16 protein-coding genes and 7 tRNA genes are annotated in these 16,586 nt (G+C 73.0%); 13 read left to right on the top strand and 10 right to left on the bottom strand.

Going from position 1 to position 16,586, the window contains the following annotated elements; genetic code table 11:
• Positions 1 to 207 precede the first annotated feature (207 nt).
• Positions 208 to 1,176, top strand: a complete 969-nt coding sequence (locus RI138_RS04120) for a phosphotransferase enzyme family protein (RefSeq protein ID WP_311118793.1) — start codon at positions 208 to 210, stop codon at positions 1,174 to 1,176.
• 73 nt (positions 1,177 to 1,249) lie between these two features.
• The gene (locus tag RI138_RS04115; RefSeq protein ID WP_096632504.1) at positions 1,250 to 1,540 is read left to right on the top strand and encodes a TFIIB-type zinc ribbon-containing protein; all 291 of its coding nucleotides are present in this window, start codon (positions 1,250 to 1,252) and stop codon (positions 1,538 to 1,540) included.
• Positions 1,541 to 1,605: 65 nt separating this feature from the next.
• Here the strand turns inward: RI138_RS04115 and RI138_RS04110 are convergent.
• The 5 genes from RI138_RS04110 to RI138_RS04090 form a co-directional block, all read right to left on the bottom strand.
• Positions 1,606 to 1,680, bottom strand: a tRNA-Val gene (locus RI138_RS04110).
• 22 nt (positions 1,681 to 1,702) lie between these two features.
• A tRNA-Val gene (locus RI138_RS04105) sits at positions 1,703 to 1,774 on the bottom strand.
• Between the two features lie 35 nt (positions 1,775 to 1,809).
• Positions 1,810 to 1,881 (bottom strand) — tRNA-Val (locus RI138_RS04100).
• A 1-nt stretch (position 1,882) separates the two neighbouring features.
• Positions 1,883 to 1,956: transfer RNA gene (locus RI138_RS04095), tRNA-Cys, on the bottom strand.
• Positions 1,957 to 1,993: 37 nt separating this feature from the next.
• Positions 1,994 to 2,066, bottom strand: a tRNA-Gly gene (locus RI138_RS04090).
• A gap of 175 nt (positions 2,067 to 2,241) precedes the next feature.
• Here RI138_RS04090 and RI138_RS04085 point away from each other — a divergent pair.
• The 3 genes from RI138_RS04085 to RI138_RS04075 are packed head-to-tail and all read left to right on the top strand — an operon-like array spanning position 2,242 to position 4,997.
• Positions 2,242 to 3,288 (top strand): chorismate-binding protein, encoded by a 1,047-nt coding sequence (locus tag RI138_RS04085; RefSeq protein ID WP_398864203.1) that lies wholly within the window; start codon positions 2,242 to 2,244, stop codon positions 3,286 to 3,288.
• Positions 3,285 to 4,106 (top strand): aminotransferase class IV, encoded by an 822-nt coding sequence (locus RI138_RS04080; protein WP_311118791.1) that lies wholly within the window; start codon positions 3,285 to 3,287, stop codon positions 4,104 to 4,106. Before RI138_RS04085 ends, RI138_RS04080 begins: the two co-directional genes overlap by 4 nt.
• A gap of 54 nt (positions 4,107 to 4,160) precedes the next feature.
• The gene (locus RI138_RS04075) at positions 4,161 to 4,997 is read left to right on the top strand and encodes a GNAT family N-acetyltransferase (protein WP_311118790.1); all 837 of its coding nucleotides are present in this window, start codon (positions 4,161 to 4,163) and stop codon (positions 4,995 to 4,997) included.
• A 42-nt stretch (positions 4,998 to 5,039) separates the two neighbouring features.
• Here the strand turns inward: RI138_RS04075 and RI138_RS04070 are convergent, their stop codons facing one another.
• Positions 5,040 to 5,558, bottom strand: a complete 519-nt coding sequence (locus tag RI138_RS04070) for a DsbA family protein (protein ID WP_096632499.1) — start codon at positions 5,556 to 5,558, stop codon at positions 5,040 to 5,042.
• A gap of 155 nt (positions 5,559 to 5,713) precedes the next feature.
• On the opposite strand from RI138_RS04070, the gene RI138_RS04065 reads away from it, so the two are divergent.
• The gene (locus RI138_RS04065) at positions 5,714 to 6,187 is read left to right on the top strand and encodes a hypothetical protein (protein WP_311118789.1); all 474 of its coding nucleotides are present in this window, start codon (positions 5,714 to 5,716) and stop codon (positions 6,185 to 6,187) included.
• Positions 6,188 to 6,357: 170 nt separating this feature from the next.
• Positions 6,358 to 6,513, top strand: coding sequence for a hypothetical protein (locus RI138_RS04060; RefSeq protein WP_311118788.1), 156 nt, complete (start codon positions 6,358 to 6,360; stop codon positions 6,511 to 6,513).
• 54 nt (positions 6,514 to 6,567) lie between these two features.
• Here RI138_RS04060 and RI138_RS04055 read toward each other — a convergent pair whose 3' ends face one another.
• Both RI138_RS04055 and RI138_RS04050 read right to left on the bottom strand, forming a co-directional pair.
• Positions 6,568 to 7,164, bottom strand: a complete 597-nt coding sequence (locus RI138_RS04055; RefSeq protein WP_311118787.1) for a CGNR zinc finger domain-containing protein — start codon at positions 7,162 to 7,164, stop codon at positions 6,568 to 6,570.
• A gap of 241 nt (positions 7,165 to 7,405) precedes the next feature.
• Complete coding sequence (locus RI138_RS04050; RefSeq protein ID WP_003959770.1) at positions 7,406 to 7,819, bottom strand: SsgA family sporulation/cell division regulator; 414 nt, start codon at positions 7,817 to 7,819, stop codon at positions 7,406 to 7,408.
• A gap of 200 nt (positions 7,820 to 8,019) precedes the next feature.
• Between RI138_RS04050 and RI138_RS04045 the strand changes: the two genes are divergently transcribed.
• Complete coding sequence (locus tag RI138_RS04045) at positions 8,020 to 8,475, top strand: TIGR02611 family protein (protein WP_311118786.1); 456 nt, start codon at positions 8,020 to 8,022, stop codon at positions 8,473 to 8,475.
• A gap of 54 nt (positions 8,476 to 8,529) precedes the next feature.
• Positions 8,530 to 8,601, top strand: a tRNA-Val gene (locus tag RI138_RS04040).
• Positions 8,602 to 8,714: 113 nt separating this feature from the next.
• Here RI138_RS04040 and RI138_RS04035 read toward each other — a convergent pair.
• On the bottom strand, positions 8,715 to 11,399 hold the full coding sequence (locus tag RI138_RS04035) for an SCO7613 C-terminal domain-containing membrane protein (protein ID WP_311118785.1): 2,685 nt from the start codon (positions 11,397 to 11,399) through the stop codon (positions 8,715 to 8,717).
• Positions 11,400 to 11,538: 139 nt separating this feature from the next.
• Between RI138_RS04035 and RI138_RS04030 the strand changes: the two genes are divergently transcribed.
• Positions 11,539 to 11,610, top strand: a tRNA-Val gene (locus RI138_RS04030).
• A 65-nt stretch (positions 11,611 to 11,675) separates the two neighbouring features.
• Here RI138_RS04030 and RI138_RS04025 read toward each other — a convergent pair.
• Positions 11,676 to 12,401 carry a 3'-5' exonuclease gene (locus tag RI138_RS04025; RefSeq protein ID WP_096632497.1) on the bottom strand — a complete coding sequence of 242 codons (726 nt, stop codon included), beginning with the start codon at positions 12,399 to 12,401 and terminating at the stop codon, positions 11,676 to 11,678.
• 241 nt (positions 12,402 to 12,642) lie between these two features.
• Here RI138_RS04025 and RI138_RS04020 point away from each other — a divergent pair, with 241 nt between their 5' ends.
• The 3 genes from RI138_RS04020 to thrS all read left to right on the top strand — a co-directional run bounded on the left by RI138_RS04020 (position 12,643) and on the right by thrS (position 16,562).
• On the top strand, positions 12,643 to 13,239 hold the full coding sequence (locus RI138_RS04020) for a DUF4365 domain-containing protein (protein WP_311118784.1): 597 nt from the start codon (positions 12,643 to 12,645) through the stop codon (positions 13,237 to 13,239).
• Positions 13,239 to 14,486: a hypothetical protein gene (locus RI138_RS04015; protein ID WP_311118783.1), complete on the top strand. Its 1,248-nt coding sequence runs from the start codon at positions 13,239 to 13,241 to the stop codon at positions 14,484 to 14,486. The genes RI138_RS04020 and RI138_RS04015 overlap by 1 nt, the downstream gene beginning before the upstream one ends.
• Before the next feature lie 99 nt (positions 14,487 to 14,585).
• Positions 14,586 to 16,562 (top strand): threonine--tRNA ligase, encoded by a 1,977-nt coding sequence (thrS, locus tag RI138_RS04010; RefSeq protein ID WP_311118782.1) that lies wholly within the window; start codon positions 14,586 to 14,588, stop codon positions 16,560 to 16,562.
• Positions 16,563 to 16,586: the final 24 nt, after the last annotated feature.

Genomic DNA, 16,586 nt, shown 5'->3' with positions numbered 1-16,586 from the left:
GGGGTGCGGCGGACGGCAGCGTTTGTCCGGTCAGCTGGGGAGCTGACCGGGCATCGCGCTGTCCGGGCCCGTGCGAACCAGCCCCCCCCACCACGGCGCCCCTGACGCCGGACGGCCACTCCACGACTGCACGACCGGACCGGCCACCGCCGCGCTACGCTCACGGCGGGACCGGTGCCACGGCCGGACCGACCGCCGGGGGAGCCGTTGACCAGCACCGAGACCTCAGCCGTCCACGATCTGGGCACCCTCGCGCACCGCCTCTCCCACCCCGCCAGGACGCGCTGCGTGTGCGAACCGCCCCAGGTCCTGGCGGACCGGCCCGACGGCACGGTGGTCCGCAGCGGTACGACGGTGGCCAAGGCCCACGCCCCCGACACCGACCGGGAGGCCCTGGCGGCCCGGATGTCCCTGGCCGCACACCCGCGCCTGACCGGCATCCTGCTCCCACCGCTGACCACCGCACGGACCTTCGCGCCCCCGACCGCCGCGCGCCCCGTCACGCTCTGGCCGTTCGGAGTGCCCGTCGACCCCGCCGATCCCGGAGCCGCACCCTGGGCCGACGCCGCCGTGCTCCTCGCCCGGCTCCACCGGACGGCGCCCCCCTTCCCGCTCCCGCCGATGCGCGGCCCGGTCAAGGCGGCGCGGGCCGTTTCCCGGATGCGCACCGCCCTCCCCCGTCACGCGTCGGCCCTCCCCGTGCTGGCCGCCTGGAACGCCCTGCCCGCCTGGGCGCGGGGCGAGGCCCCGATGCCCGAGGCCAGGGGCCGGTTCCTGTGCCACGGGGACCTGCATCTGGGCCAGCTCGTACGCCATCCCGCCCCACACGGGCCCTGGCTCCTCATCGACGTCGACGACATGGGGACGGGCGATCCGGCGTGGGACCTCGCCCGGCCCGCCGCCTGGTACGCGGCCGGGCTGCTGCCGCCCGAGGACTGGCTGTCCTTCCTGGACGCCTACCGGTCCGCCGGAGGCCCCGCCGTACCCGCAGACGGGGACCCCTGGCCCGGGCTGGACGTTCCCGCCCGCGCGCTGACCGTACAGACGGCCGCCCTCGCGCTGGCCAAGTGCGCTGCGGAGCAACGGAATCCGGACGAAGGCGAAGCGCTGATGCTCGAATCCTGTGCCCGAATCGCTACGTTGCCGCCCGAGTCGGCCGTGGAGGGCGCGTCGTAGGCTGAACGGAGCGTCGTCGGGCAGACATTCGGCGACGGCGCAACGAGAACAACGAGGCCGAGGAGCCGAGCCGATGATGCAGTGTCCCAAGTGTCACGCGCAGATGCACACGTACAACCGCAACGGCGTCCAGATCGAGCAGTGCAGCGGCTGCCGGGGGATATTCCTCGACTACGGCGAGCTGGAGTCGCTGACCCGCCTGGAGTCGCAGTGGTCCCAGCCGGCGCCGCCCCCGCCGCCCGCCCAGGGCGCCTACCCGGCCGCTCCCGCCGCCCACGCCCCGGCCTGGGGCGCGCCGCAGCACGGCGGCCACTACGGCCACCGCCGCCAGAAGGGCTTCGGCCGGATGCTCTTCTCGTCCTGAGGGACCGAGGGATCGGCCGTACGACGAAAGAACCCCCGGTCGTGGATACGACCGGGGGTTCTCGGTGGTGCGCGATACTGGGATTGAACCAGTGACCTCTTCCGTGTCAGGGAAGCGCTCTCCCGCTGAGCTAATCGCGCAGGTGACCCTGCGTGTACTGCGTGCGCGATACTGGGATTGAACCAGTGACCTCTTCCGTGTCAGGGAAGCGCTCTCCCGCTGAGCTAATCGCGCGGGGATCCTTGCGGACCGTGATCCTTGCGGATCAGTGGACGATACTGGGATTGAACCAGTGACCTCTTCCGTGTCAGGGAAGCGCTCTCCCGCTGAGCTAATCGTCCTTGGAGGTGGAGACGGGATTTGAACCCGTGTAGACGGCTTTGCAGGCCGTTGCCTCGCCTCTCGGCCACTCCACCAGGGACGGGGGTTCGGGAAGATCCCCCGTCTTCTGCGAGCGGACGACCAGGTTCGAACTGGCGACCTCAACCTTGGCAAGGTTGCGCTCTACCAACTGAGCTACGTCCGCTTGTCTTTCCCGTTCCGCTTGCGCGTCCCGGCGACGTGTTGAACTCTAGCGGATTCCCGGGCCAGTACAAAAACGCGTTTGTGCAGCGTGCTGCGCCGACCCCGCCCCGGTCCTCGCCCCGACGCAGGTCGTCGCACACCGTCCTAGACTCACCAGGGTGTCCGACCTTGTTCCTCTGGCCCGCTTCGGCGGCCTCGTCGCCTCCGGTCTGCGGGACGTCACCCACGATCCGGCAGCCCTCGACTCGTCCGGCTTCTGGGCCGTATGCGCCGATTTCGAAGGCCGTCCCGTCTGCGCCCGCTTCTCCACCGTACGCAGGGAGCCGGTGCCCCCTCCCGTGCCCGGAGCCTGGCGCGGGCCCGCTGCCGGGGACTGGACGTCCTCGCTGGATCGTGACGCCTACACGGCGGGCGTACGGCGGATCCGTGAATACATCGCGGCGGGCGAGGTCTACCAGGCCAACCTCTGCCGGGTCCTCTCCGCGCCGCTGCCCGAGGCCGGCTCCGGGGGCGCGGCCGATGTCGACGCCCTGACCGCCCTGCTGGCGCGTGGCAACCCCGCCCCGTACGCAGGAACGATTCGGCTGCCCGGGCACGGCGTGGAGGTCGCCACCGCGTCCCCCGAGCTCTTCCTCCGGCGGGACGGCCGGGTCGTCGAGTCCGGGCCGATCAAGGGGACCGGGCGGACGGAGGGCGATCTGCTGGAGAAGGACCACGCGGAGAACGTCATGATCGTCGACCTGGTCCGCAACGACCTGGGCCGCGTCTGCGCGACGGGCAGCGTCACCGTCCCCGATCTCTGCGTGGTGGAGAAGCACCCCGGTCTCGTCCACCTCGTCTCCACCGTCCGGGGCCGTCTGGCCGAGGGCGCGGGCTGGCCGGAGCTGCTCGCGGCGGCCTTCCCGCCCGGTTCGGTCACCGGGGCGCCGAAGTCCAGCGCCCTGCGGATCATCACCGAGCTGGAGCGGGCCCCGCGCGGCCCCTACTGCGGTGCGGTCGGCTGGGTCGACGCCGACCGGGGCACCGCGTCGCTCGCCGTCGGCATACGGACGTTCTGGATCGACCGGACCGGTCCCGTGCCCCTGCTGCGGTTCGGCACCGGCGCCGGGATCACCTGGGGCTCCGACCCGGAGCGCGAATGGGACGAGACCGAACTGAAGGCGTCCCGGCTGCTCGCTGTAGCGTCGGGCACGTTCGAGGAGACAGGAAGGACCGCGCAATGAGGATTTGGGTCAACGGCGGACTGCGGGACGCCGACGACGCCCGGCTTTCGGTGCTCGACCACGGGCTGACCGTGGGCGACGGCATCTTCGAGACGGTCCGTACGAGCGAGGGGCGACCCTTCGCCCTGACCCGCCACCTCGACCGGCTCACCCGGTCCGCCCGGGGCCTGGGGCTGCCCGACCCGGACCTCGACGAGGTCCGCCGCGCCGCCGCGGCGGTCATCGACGCCAACCCCGTACCGCTGGGGCGGCTGCGCATCACCTACACCGGTGGGCTCGCCCCGCTCGGCTCGGACCGGGGGACCGGCGGGCCGAGCCTCGTGGTCGCGCTCGACGGGGTGAACCGCCGCCCCGACACCACCGCGGTGATCACCGTCCCCTGGACGCGCAACGAACGCGGCGCTCTCGTCGGCCTGAAGACCACCTCGTACGCCGAGAACGTCGTCGCCCTCGCGCGGGCCCGTGAGCGGGGCGCGTCCGAAGCGCTCTTCCCCAACACGGCCGACCGGCTCTGCGAAGGCACCGGCTCCAACGTGTTCGTCGTCCTCGACGGCCGCATCCACACCCCGCCGGTGGCCTCCGGGTGCCTCGCCGGAATCACCCGCGCGCTGGCCGTCGAGTGGACCGGAGCGGAGGAGACCGACCTTTCGATGGACGTGCTCGCCGACGCCGACGAGGTGTTCCTGACCTCGACGCTCCGCGACATCCAGGCGGTGCACCGGGTCGACGACCGCGAGCTGAGCCCGGAGCCCGGCCCGGTGACGGCCAAGGCCATGCGGATCTTCGACGAGCGGGCCGGGAACGACCTGGACCCGTAGGGGCGCGCCGGAAGGGCGCGTGACGGGCCGCCCGGCAGGGGATACAACCCCTTGATGACCACGACACTGCGGCCGTCCGGGCCGCTCCAGCAGAACGCCGCCGGTGTGCGGGCGCGCCGCTACGACGTGTGCGACAACGGGCGACCCGTCGGAGCCGTCGAGATCGGCACCGACGAGACGTTCGGCGCCACCGCCGGAGTCCTGCGCTCCCTGAGCGTCGACGAGGCACGGCGCAGACGCGGCCGGGGCATCATCGCCGCGCTCGCCGCCGAGGAGGTGCTGCGGGGGTGGGGGTGCACCCAGGTGCGGGCGGAGATCCCCGCCGGCAACGAACCCGCCCGTCGGCTGGCCGCCGCCCTCGGCTACACCGAACGCAGCCGCAACATGGTCAAGGAGCTCGGCCCGGACGGCGCGGCCCTGCCCGCCGGTCTCACCTCGCGCGCGATGAGCGAGGAGGAGTTCGCCGACTGGCGGCGGGGCGCGGTGCAGGCGTACGCACAGGGCTGGACCGACCGCGGCGTGCCGCCCGAGCAGGCCCGGCTCAAGTCCGAGACCGACCACGCCACGCACCTCCCGGACGGACTGGCGACCGCGGGGGTGCGCTTCTCGGTGCTGGTCGCGGCGGGCGAGGCCGTCGGCCATGTGTGGGTGGCCCTGCGGGAGCTGCCGCCGGGCGGGGCGGCCGGGTACGTCTTCGACGTCGAGGTCCGCGAGGAGCACCGGGGCCGGGGCCACGGGCGGGCCCTGATGCTGCTGGCCGAGGACGTCACCCGCTCCTGGGGTGCGCACCGGCTCGGCCTGCACGTCTTCGCCGCCAACACACCGGCCCTGCGGCTGTACGAGTCCCTCGGCTACACGACGACGCGCTACAACCTGGCCAAGGCGCTGTAGCGGCTCCCCGGCCGGGCACCGCAGGCGCCCCTGCCCCCGGTCCTACCGGTCCCGCGCGGCGAGCAGGCGGTCGGCGATCTCCTCGATCCGCTCGCGCAGCCCCTCCTGGCTCCTGCCGCCGTCCAGCCGCTCCTCGCCGATCACGTAGGTGGGCGTGCCCGTCACGCCGAGCGCCTTGCCCTCCGCCTGGTCGGCGTCGACGATCAGCAGATGCCGGCCGTCGATCAGGGCGGTGTCGAACTCCTCTGCGTCCAGGCCCAGTTCGCGCGCCACGTCGAGCAGCACCGGCTCACCGGTGCGGCCGAGGTCGGCGGTCCTGGCCAGCAGCGCCTCGACGTACGGCCAGTCCTTGCCCTGGGCGGTGGCCTCCTCGGCGGCCTGGGCGGCGGCGTAGGCGTGCTTGTTCTTGTCCAGCGGGAAGTGACGCAGGCGGATCTCGACGCGGTTGCCGTACCGGGCGCGCAGGGCGTGCACGTCGCTGAGGGCCTGGTGGCAGTCGGGGCACTGGAGATCGCACCAGACGTCGAGGACGACCGGTGCCGCAGGGGTGGAATCGCTCATGCACCCATTGTTTCAGGCCGCGCGGGCGCCTCCCGATCGGGACCTGGGGAGGAGTGCGGCCCTGAAATGTCCCTGAAGTGAGCCACCGCCGTGGCCCCGGCGGTGGTGGGCGGTGCAGGATGGAAGGAACGTATCCCCTGCGCCTGGAGGCCCCGATGCTTGCCGAGACCATCTGTTCCGCGGTGTCGGCGGCCGGGCTGGGCATCGCCGCGGTGACCGCGTACCGCAAGAAGTTCCTCACGGCGACGAGGATCGCCGCCTACTCCCTCGTCCCGTTCGGGCTCGTGCTGACCGGGGTCGTCGAGTGGGTCGCGGGGATCGCCTTCAAGCCGAGCGTCTGGATCGGATTCGGTCTGCTCGGCCTCTCCTGGCTGCTGTTCATGACCACCCGCGCCATCGAGCGCCGCAGCGGCACCACCCGCGCGGAACGCAAGGCCGCGCGGGCCGCCGGGCAGCACGAGGCGGTCGCCCCGGCGGCCTCGGCCCCGTCGCTCGGCGCCGGGAGCACGGCCGGGCCCGCGGCGGCCGGGGCGAAGCCGCGGCCGAAGCCGGAGAAGAAGCAGGAGGCCGCCGCCGGGGGCGAGGACTTCAGCGACATCGAGGCGATCCTCAAGAAGCACGGCATCTGACCGGACTCCGGCCGCACGGAACGAGGCCTCGCTGCGGACGCCCGGCCCGAATGCCTGATGGCGCCCCGCACGCCGGAGCGATTACTGACGGCCACGGGACGGTGAACTCCCGGGGGAATGAACCGGGTTGATCGCCAACCCGGCCGCGGGTGCGTCATGATCGCCCCGAGATGGTGGACACTTCCCGGGGCGAGGCCCCCGCACCCCCTGCCGAAGAGCCCCGCGGCTGCCTCTTCGCGCTCTCCCAGCCGCCCCTGATGATCTTCCTGGCGGTGATCGGGAGCCTGCTGCTGATGGCCGCGCTGCACGATCTCCTACTGCTGTGAGCCGCCGCGCCCGCACCCGCTGTGGGCGGCCGTGCCGGGGCCGGCCCCGTGCCGTCAGCCCGCGGCTTCCTTGCGGCGGGCCCGGTAGGCCGCGACGTGGAGCCTGTTGCCGCACGTACGGCTGGAGCAGTAGCGGCGGGAGCGGTTGCGGGACAGGTCGACGAAGGCGTGGCCGCAGTCCGGCGCCTCGCAGCGGCGCAGCCGCTCCTGCTCGCCCGCCACGATGATGAAGGCGAGCGCCATCCCGCAGTCGGCCGCGAGGTGGTCGGCGAGCGAGGCGTCCGGCGAGAAGTAGTGCACGTGCCAGTCGTAGCCGTCGTGGTCGGTGAGCTGCGGGGTGGTCCCGGCCGCCGCGACGAGGCGGTTCACCAGCTCGGCGGCCGTACGGGCGTCCGGCGCCGCGAAGACCTCCGCGAAGCCGGCCCGTACGTCGCGTACGGCCTGTAGGTCCTTCTCGCCGAGCGTGCCGACGCCGCTGATGTGGTGCCGCTCGGCGAAGGCGTACAGCGTGGCTACGTCGGGGAGCCCGTCGGCGGACCCGTCCACCAGTCCGTCCGAGACGTCGTCCGGCGGCGGCTCGCTCTCCGGTGCGGTGTTCACCAGATCGACCACCGCGTCGAGGGCGATCCGGGTGTCGTGTGGGATCAGCACGCTTCGCTCCCTGGCCTCCGGCGGGCGGGCGCCCGCCGATGGCGGCTGACTCTACTGGCTCGGCGGGTCCTGGAGGAGGACGGCCCGGGGCGGGGAGGGCGGCTGGGAGAGGGCGGCCGAGCGCAGCGGCGCCGTCACCGCGGTGGATTCCGCGATGACGGCGCCGGTGTCTGCCGTATGTGGTTGTCCGCGTGACGCCGTCTCCCCGAGTCGGACGGCGTCGAGCAGGTCTCGGCCTGGCTCAGCTCTCGGCCAGGATGTGTGAGAGCTCCGTGTCGAGATCGAAGTGCCGATGCTCGGTGCCGGGCGGGACCGCGGCGTCGGTCCTCTTCAGGAACGACTCCAGGGCCCGTGCCGGGGCCTCAAGCAGCGCTTCGCCCTCTGGGGAGCTCAGTGCGATGCATACGACGCCTTGGCCGTGACTACGTGATGGCCAGACGCGGACGTCTCCGGTGCCGGTGGGGCGGTGCAGCCCCTCGGCAAGGAGGTCACGGGCGAATACCCATTCGACCGTCTCCTCCGCTCCGGTGTGGAAGGTGGCGTGCACGGCATAGGGATCGGCCGTGTCATACCGCAGGCCCGCGGGTACAGGCAGTGAGGACTCGCTCGACACAACGAGGCGCAGGTGCAGCTCGCAGCTGACCGTGGTGTTCATAAGCGCCAGGGCCTTTCGCTCAGTGTGCGCTCGGGGATTCGCACGTCGGCGAAATCGACATGCCACCTACGGTGGCGTTGTAAACCCCTCTGACCCATTTGTGATGCTTCGGGTCCCTCGCTCAGCGGCGTGTAACTTTGAGTTATGCGTCCATTCCAGTGACGAAGAAGTGACGAGGGCGGGTCGGGTAGGTTGGCTTCATGAACGCGGAGAGTGACGAGCGGAGCAGGGTCTCCGAGCAGGCGGCCCCGGCGTCCGCCACGGGGGAATCGGACCCGGGGGAGCGCGAGCTGGGCTCGCGTGCGCCGGGTTTCATCAAGGCGTCCAAGCCGCTCCACCTGAGCTGGCAGGTCGGCGTTTTCGTCGTCGGCCTCGGCGTGGTGGTGGCCGGCGTGCTCATGCTGGTGCTGCCCGGCCCCGGCTGGCTGGTGATCTTCGCCGGTATGGCGATCTGGGCGACCGAGTTCGTCTGGGCCCAACTGGTGCTGCGCTGGACCAAGCGCAAGGTCACCGAGGCGGCGCAGCGGGCGCTCGATCCCAAGGTCCGGCGGCGCAACATCATCCTCACCACGGTGGGGCTGGTGATCATGGCGGTGCTGGTCGGGATCTACGTGTGGAAGTTCGGGATCACCATGCCGTGGAAGATCGCCGAGTGACCCGAGGGTGGTCCGGAAGCACCGCTGACATGGGGTAATGTTTGCGGTGCGCCCGGGCGATTAGCTCAGTGGGAGAGCGCTTCGTTCACACCGAAGAGGTCACTGGTTCGAACCCAGTATCGCCCACCCGGACAGAGGGCCCGGGAGACGGAATCCGTCTCCCGGGCCCTCTGCGTTGCTCGCGCCGCCCGGTCCGGGGGCGCCGCGAACGGCGTGCCCCGGACCGGACCGCGCCCGGCTCACCGCATCCGGCCCAGCGCGCCCTTCAGCCGCCTGGCGTCCCGCAGTCGCTGCTCGTACGTTGTTCCCACCACCAGCAACAGCAGCCCGGCCAGGGCCGGCGGCAGCCAGCGGGGGAGCGCCCCGGCGACCTGCACCACGTACGGCGCCAGCTCGTGCAGCCCGTCCAGTGCCAGCACCGCTCCGCCGAGCAGCAGCAGGGCCTGGAGCCGGTACCGCGCACCCAGCAGCGTGATCACCAGGGCCGCCACGCCCAGCAGCAGCGGGCGGTGCCAGTCCGGATCGGTCCAGGCCACCGCCAGGCTCGGCAGCAGCGTCGCCGCGAGCCCCGGCCCGTACGCCGTCCACGACGACGCCTCGGGGTCCTTCCGCCGCCGCAGGACGCCCACGACCAGGGCGGGCACGGTCACCGGCAGGGTGTACGCCTCCGGGAACGACACCTCCGAGGCCGCCAGTCGTACCCAGGTGGCCAGCACGAACAGCGCCGCCGCCAGGTACCCGGCCACCGGCCGACGCTCCGGCCGCACCGCCGCACCCGCCGCCAGCACCCCGGCCAGGGCCAGCACCAGCGCCAGGAACGGCGCGTCCTCCACCGCGAGCCCGACCGCGACGAGCGCACCCGCCGCCCCCGTCAGCTCTACCGGCAACGCGGCCGGGTGCCGCCGCAGCCGCGCCCCCAGCAGCACCGTCAGCGCGGGCACCAGGAGCAGCAGCGGCGCGGCCTCGGACGGGGCGAGCCCCAGGGACCGGCCCGCGCACCCCGTCAGCACGGTGCCCCCGACCGCGGCGGCGACCGCGAGGACCCCCTGAGGCGCCTGTGCGCGCGCCCGGTACGCCGCCCCGGCGAACAAGGCCACCAGCCCGCCCAGCACCGCGTAGGTGCCCGCCTCGGACGCCAGCGACAGCAGCCCGACGCTCACGGCTCCGGTGACCGCGCCCACGAGCGCGGTCACCGGCACCGCCGCCGTCCCGCTCCGGCCGCTCGCATCGCTCCCGCCGTTCCCGGAACCCCGGACGGCCAGCGCGAGCAGCCCGGCTACCAGGAGCGTCTCCCCGGCCACGGCGACCGCGTAGGGCACGTCCAGCACGGCCGCCGCCACCAGCAGCGCACCCCAGCCGAGCGCCAGGGCCACGGCCCCGGCCGCACCGCGCACCGCCGCCCCCGACGGCCTGCGGGCGGGGGGCCGGGAAGCCGCCCCCAGGGGACCCGCGCCCCACCCCCACGCACCGTGAGGCACCGAACCGGGAGCGCCGGGAGTGCCTGCCGGGGCCGGGACGCCGGGGACGCCCGCCGCGCCCGCCGTACGGACGCCACCCGCTGCGCCCTTTGCCCCCGCGGTAGGCGCGACGACCGGCCCCACGGTCTCTGCCACCGAGGGCCACCACCGGTACGCCGCCCCCAGCAGCCCGGCCGCCAGGGCCAGCACCACCGGGGCCGCGGCCAGCTCCGGCCACCGCAGCGGCGACCCCAGCGCGGCCCGGAAGCCGTCGGGTGCGCCCGCCCAGACGTCCGTCAGCTGCGTCACCGGGCCCAGCAGTACCGTCGTGACCGGCGGCAGCGCCCACACCAGGGCCCCGGCGACCACCGCCCCCGACGCAACCAGCACCCCGCGCGCCGCGTTCCTCGGAAGCCGGGCCCGTACGACCGCCGTCAGGGCGATGCCGCACAGTAGGTACGGCAGCACGCGCCAGCCCTCGGGCATCACCGCGGCCGGCACGCCGCCCACCGCCGCCACCGCCGAGAGACCGGCCACCGCGCCGCCCAGCTGCGCGAAGCCGTCGGATGCGCGCCACGCCCCGGCCAGCGCGGCCGCCGCTGCCGCCAGGAGCAGCGCACCCGGGGCGGCGGCCTCCAGCGGCCCGGCGGCGGACGCCGACTCGGCCAGGCCCACCAGCAGGGCCACCAGACCCGTCACGGTGCCCCCTACGCCTGCCGTGATCCGTACCCCGAGACCCTTGCCCCGCAGGGCGATCGCCCCGTCCAGCACCGCCGTCGCGAGCAGCGCCCACCCGAACACGAGCGCCGGGGCCTGTGCCGCCCACGCCCAGAACAGCAGCGGCCACTGGGCGAAGACCACGGCGGCGGGCAGCGGCAGGTGGAGCGGGCGGAGCGCGAGGCCGTACGCCGTCCACAGCGCCGCCAGCACGGCCGACGCGAGCGCGGTGAAGGCGAGCCCGTCCATGTCCGGGTCCGCCACCGCGTGGACCGCGTACACGTCCAGCAGCGTCAGCACCAGGGCCAGTGCCACCAGGGCCTCCGCCGTCGCCCCGAGCCTCCGGCGCAGCAGGACCGCCGGGGCGATGAGCGCCCCCGCCGTCACCGCGGCCAGCACGGCCGACCGTCCGCCGATACCCATCGAGCCCCAGCTCACCAGCGTGAACGCGATCGCCGCGATCGTCAGCAGCAGACCGCCCAGCGTCAGCAGGAGGTTCTGCGCGCTGCGCGGCGCGGACGGCTTCGGCGGCACAGGGCCCCATGCCCGCGCCGGGGCGCCGGGGCGGCCGGGAGGCGGCGAGCCCCAGGCGGACGGGTTCCAGCCCGGGGCCGCCGTCGGCGCGGGCGGCCGGAGCGCTGCGAGCAGCCAGGCGCGCCGGGTGAGCAGCTGTGCCCTGCGGGCGTCCAGCTCGGCCAGTTCACGGTCGAGGAGGGCCAGTTCCTCGGCGGGCGGGGGCACATGTTCCATGTACGGGAGTGTGGCCCCGGCCACGCGTCCCGTACATGCGCTCGGATACTCACTTCCCGGTCGCGGGGCTCTGAGTAGGGCCCCGCCGGGAGGAGTTTGAAGGAAGCCCGCCCAGCCCTGTATGGTTCAACCCGTTCCCGGGCGATTAGCTCAGTGGGAGAGCGCTTCGTTCACACCGAAGAGGTCACTGGTTCGAACCCAGTATCGCCCACCGGGGAAAGCCGGTCCGCCAGCGTCACGCGGACCGGCTTTCGCGTGTCCGGGCCCCTGAACCCCTCACGCGGCCGCTGGCAGCTCCGGGCGCAGCGGCCATGCCGGGTCCACCGGCTCCGGTGTCCCGCTCTTCGCGAACCACGCCTCCAGGCCGCGCGCCTGGGCCGCGTGCCAGGTCGCCTGGAGGGTGTGCAGCTCGGCCGGGGACAGCCGCTCCATCCGGGAGGAGAAGCGTCGGCACACGGCGCGCACCAGCTCCATCGAGGCGGTCGCGTCGGCCGCCGCGTCATGGGCCCCGTCCAGCACCACCTCGTAACTCGCGCAGAGATCCGTGAGCGTACGGCGGCCCTTGCGGTAGCGGTCCAGGTGTTTGTCCAGCACCCGGGGGTCCACCACCCGCATCGGCACCCCGTCCAGATACCCGGCCAGCGACGACGCCCGGTGCCGCTTCAACTCCCGGTCCAGCAGTGTCAGATCGAACGGTGCGTTCATCACGACCAGCGGACGCCCGGTCGCGCAGCTCTCGGCCAGCGCGCGGGCGATCTCGTCCATGACCGGTGCGGGCCAACGGCCGTTGCGCTGAAGGTGGTCGTCGGTCAGACCGTGGATCTCGGTCGCCCCCGCCGGGACCGGAATCCCCGGGTTGACCAGCCAGCGGGTGACGCGGACTCGTCCGCCCGCGGTGTCCTGCGCGACGAGAGCGGCCGAAACGATCCGGTCCTGCTCGACGTCCACGCCTGTTGTCTCCGTGTCAAAAGCGGCCAGCGGCCCTTCGAACCAGTGCATCATCCCCGAACTCCTCGCACCTGCGCGGCAGATGGAGTGATTCCCCTGCCCGATATCGGTGATACCCGGGCTGTTTGCCTGATACGCCGTTTGCGGGGGGTCCGATGCGGTGACAACACAGATGAGACGCCGGGAAGTTGCTTGCGCAGTCCCGTCGATCCGCCCACCGCATGTCACCCACACACGTCACCCGCCGGCAGAGCCATCTGCCATCGATCGGCACGCCCGGAAGGCACACGGAGCCATGGCGCTCGCGCAGCCCGACCCTGGGGGGCCCACCCGCGCCGAGGACTTCGGGGCGCGGCTGCCGCAGCAGTTCGACGCACCGCTGCGCGGCTCCCTCGCCACCACCGCCTGCATGGAGACCCTTCAGGTGGGCTATCTGCACGCCGTCGCGGCGGCGGCCGGATGCTCGCTGTCCCAGCCCTTTCCCGACAACGGCATCGACTGGCACGTCAGCCACGGCGCCCCGGCCCACACCGTCGACGACGAAGTGACCATCAAGGTGCAGCTCAAGTGCACCTACCAGATACCGCCGCACCCGGCGGGCGGGGCGTTCTCCTTCACGCTCGACAACGCCCACCTCGTCAAACTCGCCCGCACCCCGGTGTCGGTGCACAAGATCCTGGTCGTGATGCTCGTGCCGCGCAGCCAGGACGACTGGCTCAGCGCCGGGCCCGGCAGCCTCGACCTGCGCCACTGCTGCTACTGGACCAACCTGGCCGGCCACGCGGTGACGGGCCGGTACCGGACCACTGTGCGCATCCCGACCTCGCGGATCTTCGACGATCGCGCACTCTGCGACATCATGGCCCGGGTCGGGGCCGGAGGGAGACCCTGATGCACCGGTCGATGGACGAGCCCACGGGCGGGGCGGGACTGCCCGCCGCCCGGTCGCACCCCACCGTCCGCCCCGGGCCCCCGCTGGTCGCCGGGGCGGAGCCGCCCGACCCCGCCGTGCTCGCCGCCCTCCTTCGCCGGCACGGCTGGCAGCGGCGCGGGGGAGCCTCCGGGCGGTACGGCCGCTGGACCCCGCCCGGGCCCGCGGCGGGAACGGCCAGCCTCCTGGTGCCCGAGAGCGCGGCCTTCCCCGACAGCGGTGAGCTGATCGAGGAAGCCCTTCTCGCGCTCGGCCGCAGCGCCGACCCCTCCGCCCGGGACGTCCTGGTCTCCCTCGCCGTGCCCAGCGACGAGATCCGCTGGTGGCGCGAGGTCCCCGAATCGGCCGCCGCCGCTGCCGGGGCCGCGGGGTGGACCGAGGCCGAGGCGCTGCGCTCGGCGGCCCGGCAGATCCTGCTGGCCGGAGCGCTGGCGGCGCGCGGCCGGGCGGGCTACCACGGAGCGCGGCACCGCAGGAAGGCGCGCGCCGCCCTCGACGACGCGCTCATCGGGCCCGCACCCGGCGGCCGCAGCCTCACCGCGTACGTCCCCGTCGCCTCCGGACGCGCCGTCGCCGTCCAGCTCTGCCACGCCCTGCACGCCACCCGCGAGGCCGTGGACTACCAGCGGGCCACCGGAGGCATGGAGGCCTTCGACAGCGCGGTCGCTGCGGGCGTCAGCCGGGAGCTGACCGAGGCGCTGATCGCCCTGGTGCGCGGCTCGGAGGGGGCCGGGATCGACCTGCGCTGGGCGCCAGCCGCGGGCGCCCCGGACGGCTGCCCGGTCCGCCCGGCGCCCGTCGAGTTCTCCCCGGGCGACCTCCCGGCCCTGCGTTCCGCGAGCGCCCGCTACCTCCGTGAGGAACCCGCCGTGCAGGTCCGCCTCACCGGCGCCGTGGTCCGGCTGCGCCGCTCCGGGCCGCGCGGCGCCGGGATCGTACGGCTGCGGGTGCTGGCCGGGGCGGAGGTCGCCCATGTCCGCGTGGAGCTGGACGAGGAGGCGTACCGCATCGCGGGCCACGCCCACCTTGTCGGGCTGCCGCTGCGGGTGGAGGGGCGGCTGGAGCGGCGCGGCGGCTTCCGGCGGCTCACCGGGGCCTCGCAGGTCGCGCCCGTCCAGGTCGACGAGGCGGAGCGGGACCGGCTGATGAAGGCGCTCCAGGAGAACGTCGACCACTTCGAGGAGGCGTGTGCCGGGGAGGAGCCGTAGGGCGTCCCGGAAGGCGTTCGCATCGGGGGCGTACGGCTCGGTACGATTCGTCTTGCCCTGCCATACGACGGCGGGCATCCCCTCAGTCAGGAGAGACCGGTGTCAGACGTCCGTGTGATCATCCAACGCGATTCCGAGCGGGAAGAGCACGCGGTGACGACGGGCACGACCGCCGGTGAGCTCTTCCCGGGTCAGCGCACCGTCGTCGCCGCGCGCATCGGCGGCGAGCTGAAGGACCTCTCCTACGAGCTCCGGGACGGCGAGACCGTCGAGCCCGTGGAGATCTCCTCCGAGGACGGCCTGAACATCCTGCGCCACTCCACCGCGCACGTCATGGCCCAGGCCGTGCAGGAGCTCTTCCCCGAGGCCAAGCTCGGCATCGGCCCGCCGGTCAAGGACGGCTTCTACTACGACTTCGACGTCGAGAAGCCGTTCACGCCCGAGGACCTCAAGGCCATCGAGAAGAAGATGCAGGAGATCCAGAAGCGGGGCCAGAAGTTCTCCCGCCGCGTGGTCTCCGACGAGGCCGCCCGCGAGGAGCTGGCGGGCGAGCCGTACAAGCTGGAGCTCATCGGCATCAAGGGCTCGGCGTCCTCGGACGACGGCGCGGACGTCGAGGTGGGCGGCGGCGAGCTGACCATCTACGACAACCTCGACGCGAAGACCGGCGACCTGTGCTGGAAGGACCTCTGCCGCGGCCCCCACCTGCCCACCACCCGGTTCATCCCGGCGTTCAAGCTGATGCGCAACGCCGCGGCGTACTGGCGCGGCAGCGAGAAGAACCCGATGCTCCAGCGCATCTACGGCACCGCCTGGCCGACCAAGGACGAGCTGAAGGCGCACCTGGAGTTCCTGGAGGAGGCCGCCAAGCGCGACCACCGCAAGCTCGGCAACGAGCTGGACCTCTTCTCCTTCCCCGACGAGATCGGCCCCGGCCTCGCGGTCTTCCACCCCAAGGGCGGCGTCATCCGCCGGGCCATGGAGGACTACTCGCGCCGCCGTCACGAGGAGGAGGGCTACGAGTTCGTCTACAGCCCGCACGCCACCAAGGGCAAGCTCTTCGAGAAGTCCGGCCACCTGGACTGGTACGCCGACGGCATGTACCCGCCCATGCAGCTCGACGACGGGGTGGACTACTACCTCAAGCCGATGAACTGCCCGATGCACAACCTGATCTTCGACGCGCGCGGCCGCTCCTACCGCGAACTGCCGCTGCGCCTCTTCGAGTTCGGCACGGTGTATCGCTACGAGAAGTCGGGCGTCGTGCACGGCCTGACCCGCTCGCGCGGCTTCACGCAGGACGACGCGCACATCTACTGCACCAAGGAGCAGATGGCCGAGGAGCTGGACCGCACGCTCACCTTCGTGCTGAACCTGCTCCGCGACTACGGGCTCACCGACTTCTACCTGGAGCTCTCCACCAAGGACCCGGAGAAGTACGTCGGCTCCGACGAGACCTGGGAGGAGGCCACCGAGACGCTGCGCCAGGTCGCCGAGAAGCAGGGCCTCCCGCTGGTCCCGGACCCGGGCGGCGCCGCGTTCTACGGCCCGAAGATCTCCGTGCAGTGCAAGGACGCCATCGGCCGCACCTGGCAGATGTCGACCGTGCAGCTCGACTTCAACCTGCCGGAGCGCTTCGACCTGGAGTACACCGGCCCCGACGGCTCCAAGCAGCGCCCGGTCATGATCCACCGTGCCCTGTTCGGCTCCATCGAGCGCTTCTTCGCCGTGCTCCTGGAGCACTACGCGGGCGCCTTCCCGGTCTGGCTCGCCCCGGTCCAGGCCGTCGGCATCCCGATCGGCGACGCCCACATCCCCTACCTCCAGGAGTTCGCCGCCAAGGCGCGCAAGCAGGGGCTGCGGGTGGACGTGGACGCCTCATCGGACCGGATGCAGAAGAAGATCCGCAACCAGCAGAAGAGCAAGGTTCCCTTCATGATCATCGCCGGTGACGAGGACATGGCCAACGGCGCCGTCTCCTTCCGCTACCGCGACGGTTCGCAGGAGAACGGCATCCCGGTCGACGAGGCCATCGCCAAGATCGCGAAGGCCGTCGAGGACCGCGTCCAGGTCTGAGCCATCTCCCGGGTCACGGCCCCC

The organism is Streptomyces durocortorensis (genome assembly GCF_031760065.1).
Taxonomy (GTDB): Bacteria; Actinomycetota; Actinomycetes; order Streptomycetales; family Streptomycetaceae; genus Streptomyces.
This window is presented reverse-complemented; position numbering and strand designations above follow the sequence as displayed.

Coding starts and splice junctions, on each gene's coding strand:
- RI138_RS04115 (WP_096632504.1), top strand. CDS start 1,250: ATGATGCAGTGTCCCAAGTGTCACGCGCAGATGCACACGTACAACCGC.
- RI138_RS04080 (WP_311118791.1), top strand. CDS start 3,285: ATGAGGATTTGGGTCAACGGCGGACTGCGGGACGCCGACGACGCCCGG.
- RI138_RS04075 (WP_311118790.1), top strand. CDS start 4,161: ATGACCACGACACTGCGGCCGTCCGGGCCGCTCCAGCAGAACGCCGCC.
- RI138_RS04070 (WP_096632499.1), bottom strand. CDS start 5,558: ATGAGCGATTCCACCCCTGCGGCACCGGTCGTCCTCGACGTCTGGTGC.
- RI138_RS04065 (WP_311118789.1), top strand. CDS start 5,714: ATGCTTGCCGAGACCATCTGTTCCGCGGTGTCGGCGGCCGGGCTGGGC.
- RI138_RS04060 (WP_311118788.1), top strand. CDS start 6,358: ATGGTGGACACTTCCCGGGGCGAGGCCCCCGCACCCCCTGCCGAAGAG.
- RI138_RS04050 (WP_003959770.1), bottom strand. CDS start 7,819: ATGAACACCACGGTCAGCTGCGAGCTGCACCTGCGCCTCGTTGTGTCG.
- RI138_RS04045 (WP_311118786.1), top strand. CDS start 8,020: ATGAACGCGGAGAGTGACGAGCGGAGCAGGGTCTCCGAGCAGGCGGCC.
- RI138_RS04035 (WP_311118785.1), bottom strand. CDS start 11,399: ATGGAACATGTGCCCCCGCCCGCCGAGGAACTGGCCCTCCTCGACCGT.
- RI138_RS04025 (WP_096632497.1), bottom strand. CDS start 12,401: ATGATGCACTGGTTCGAAGGGCCGCTGGCCGCTTTTGACACGGAGACA.
- RI138_RS04020 (WP_311118784.1), top strand. CDS start 12,643: ATGGCGCTCGCGCAGCCCGACCCTGGGGGGCCCACCCGCGCCGAGGAC.
- RI138_RS04015 (WP_311118783.1), top strand. CDS start 13,239: ATGCACCGGTCGATGGACGAGCCCACGGGCGGGGCGGGACTGCCCGCC.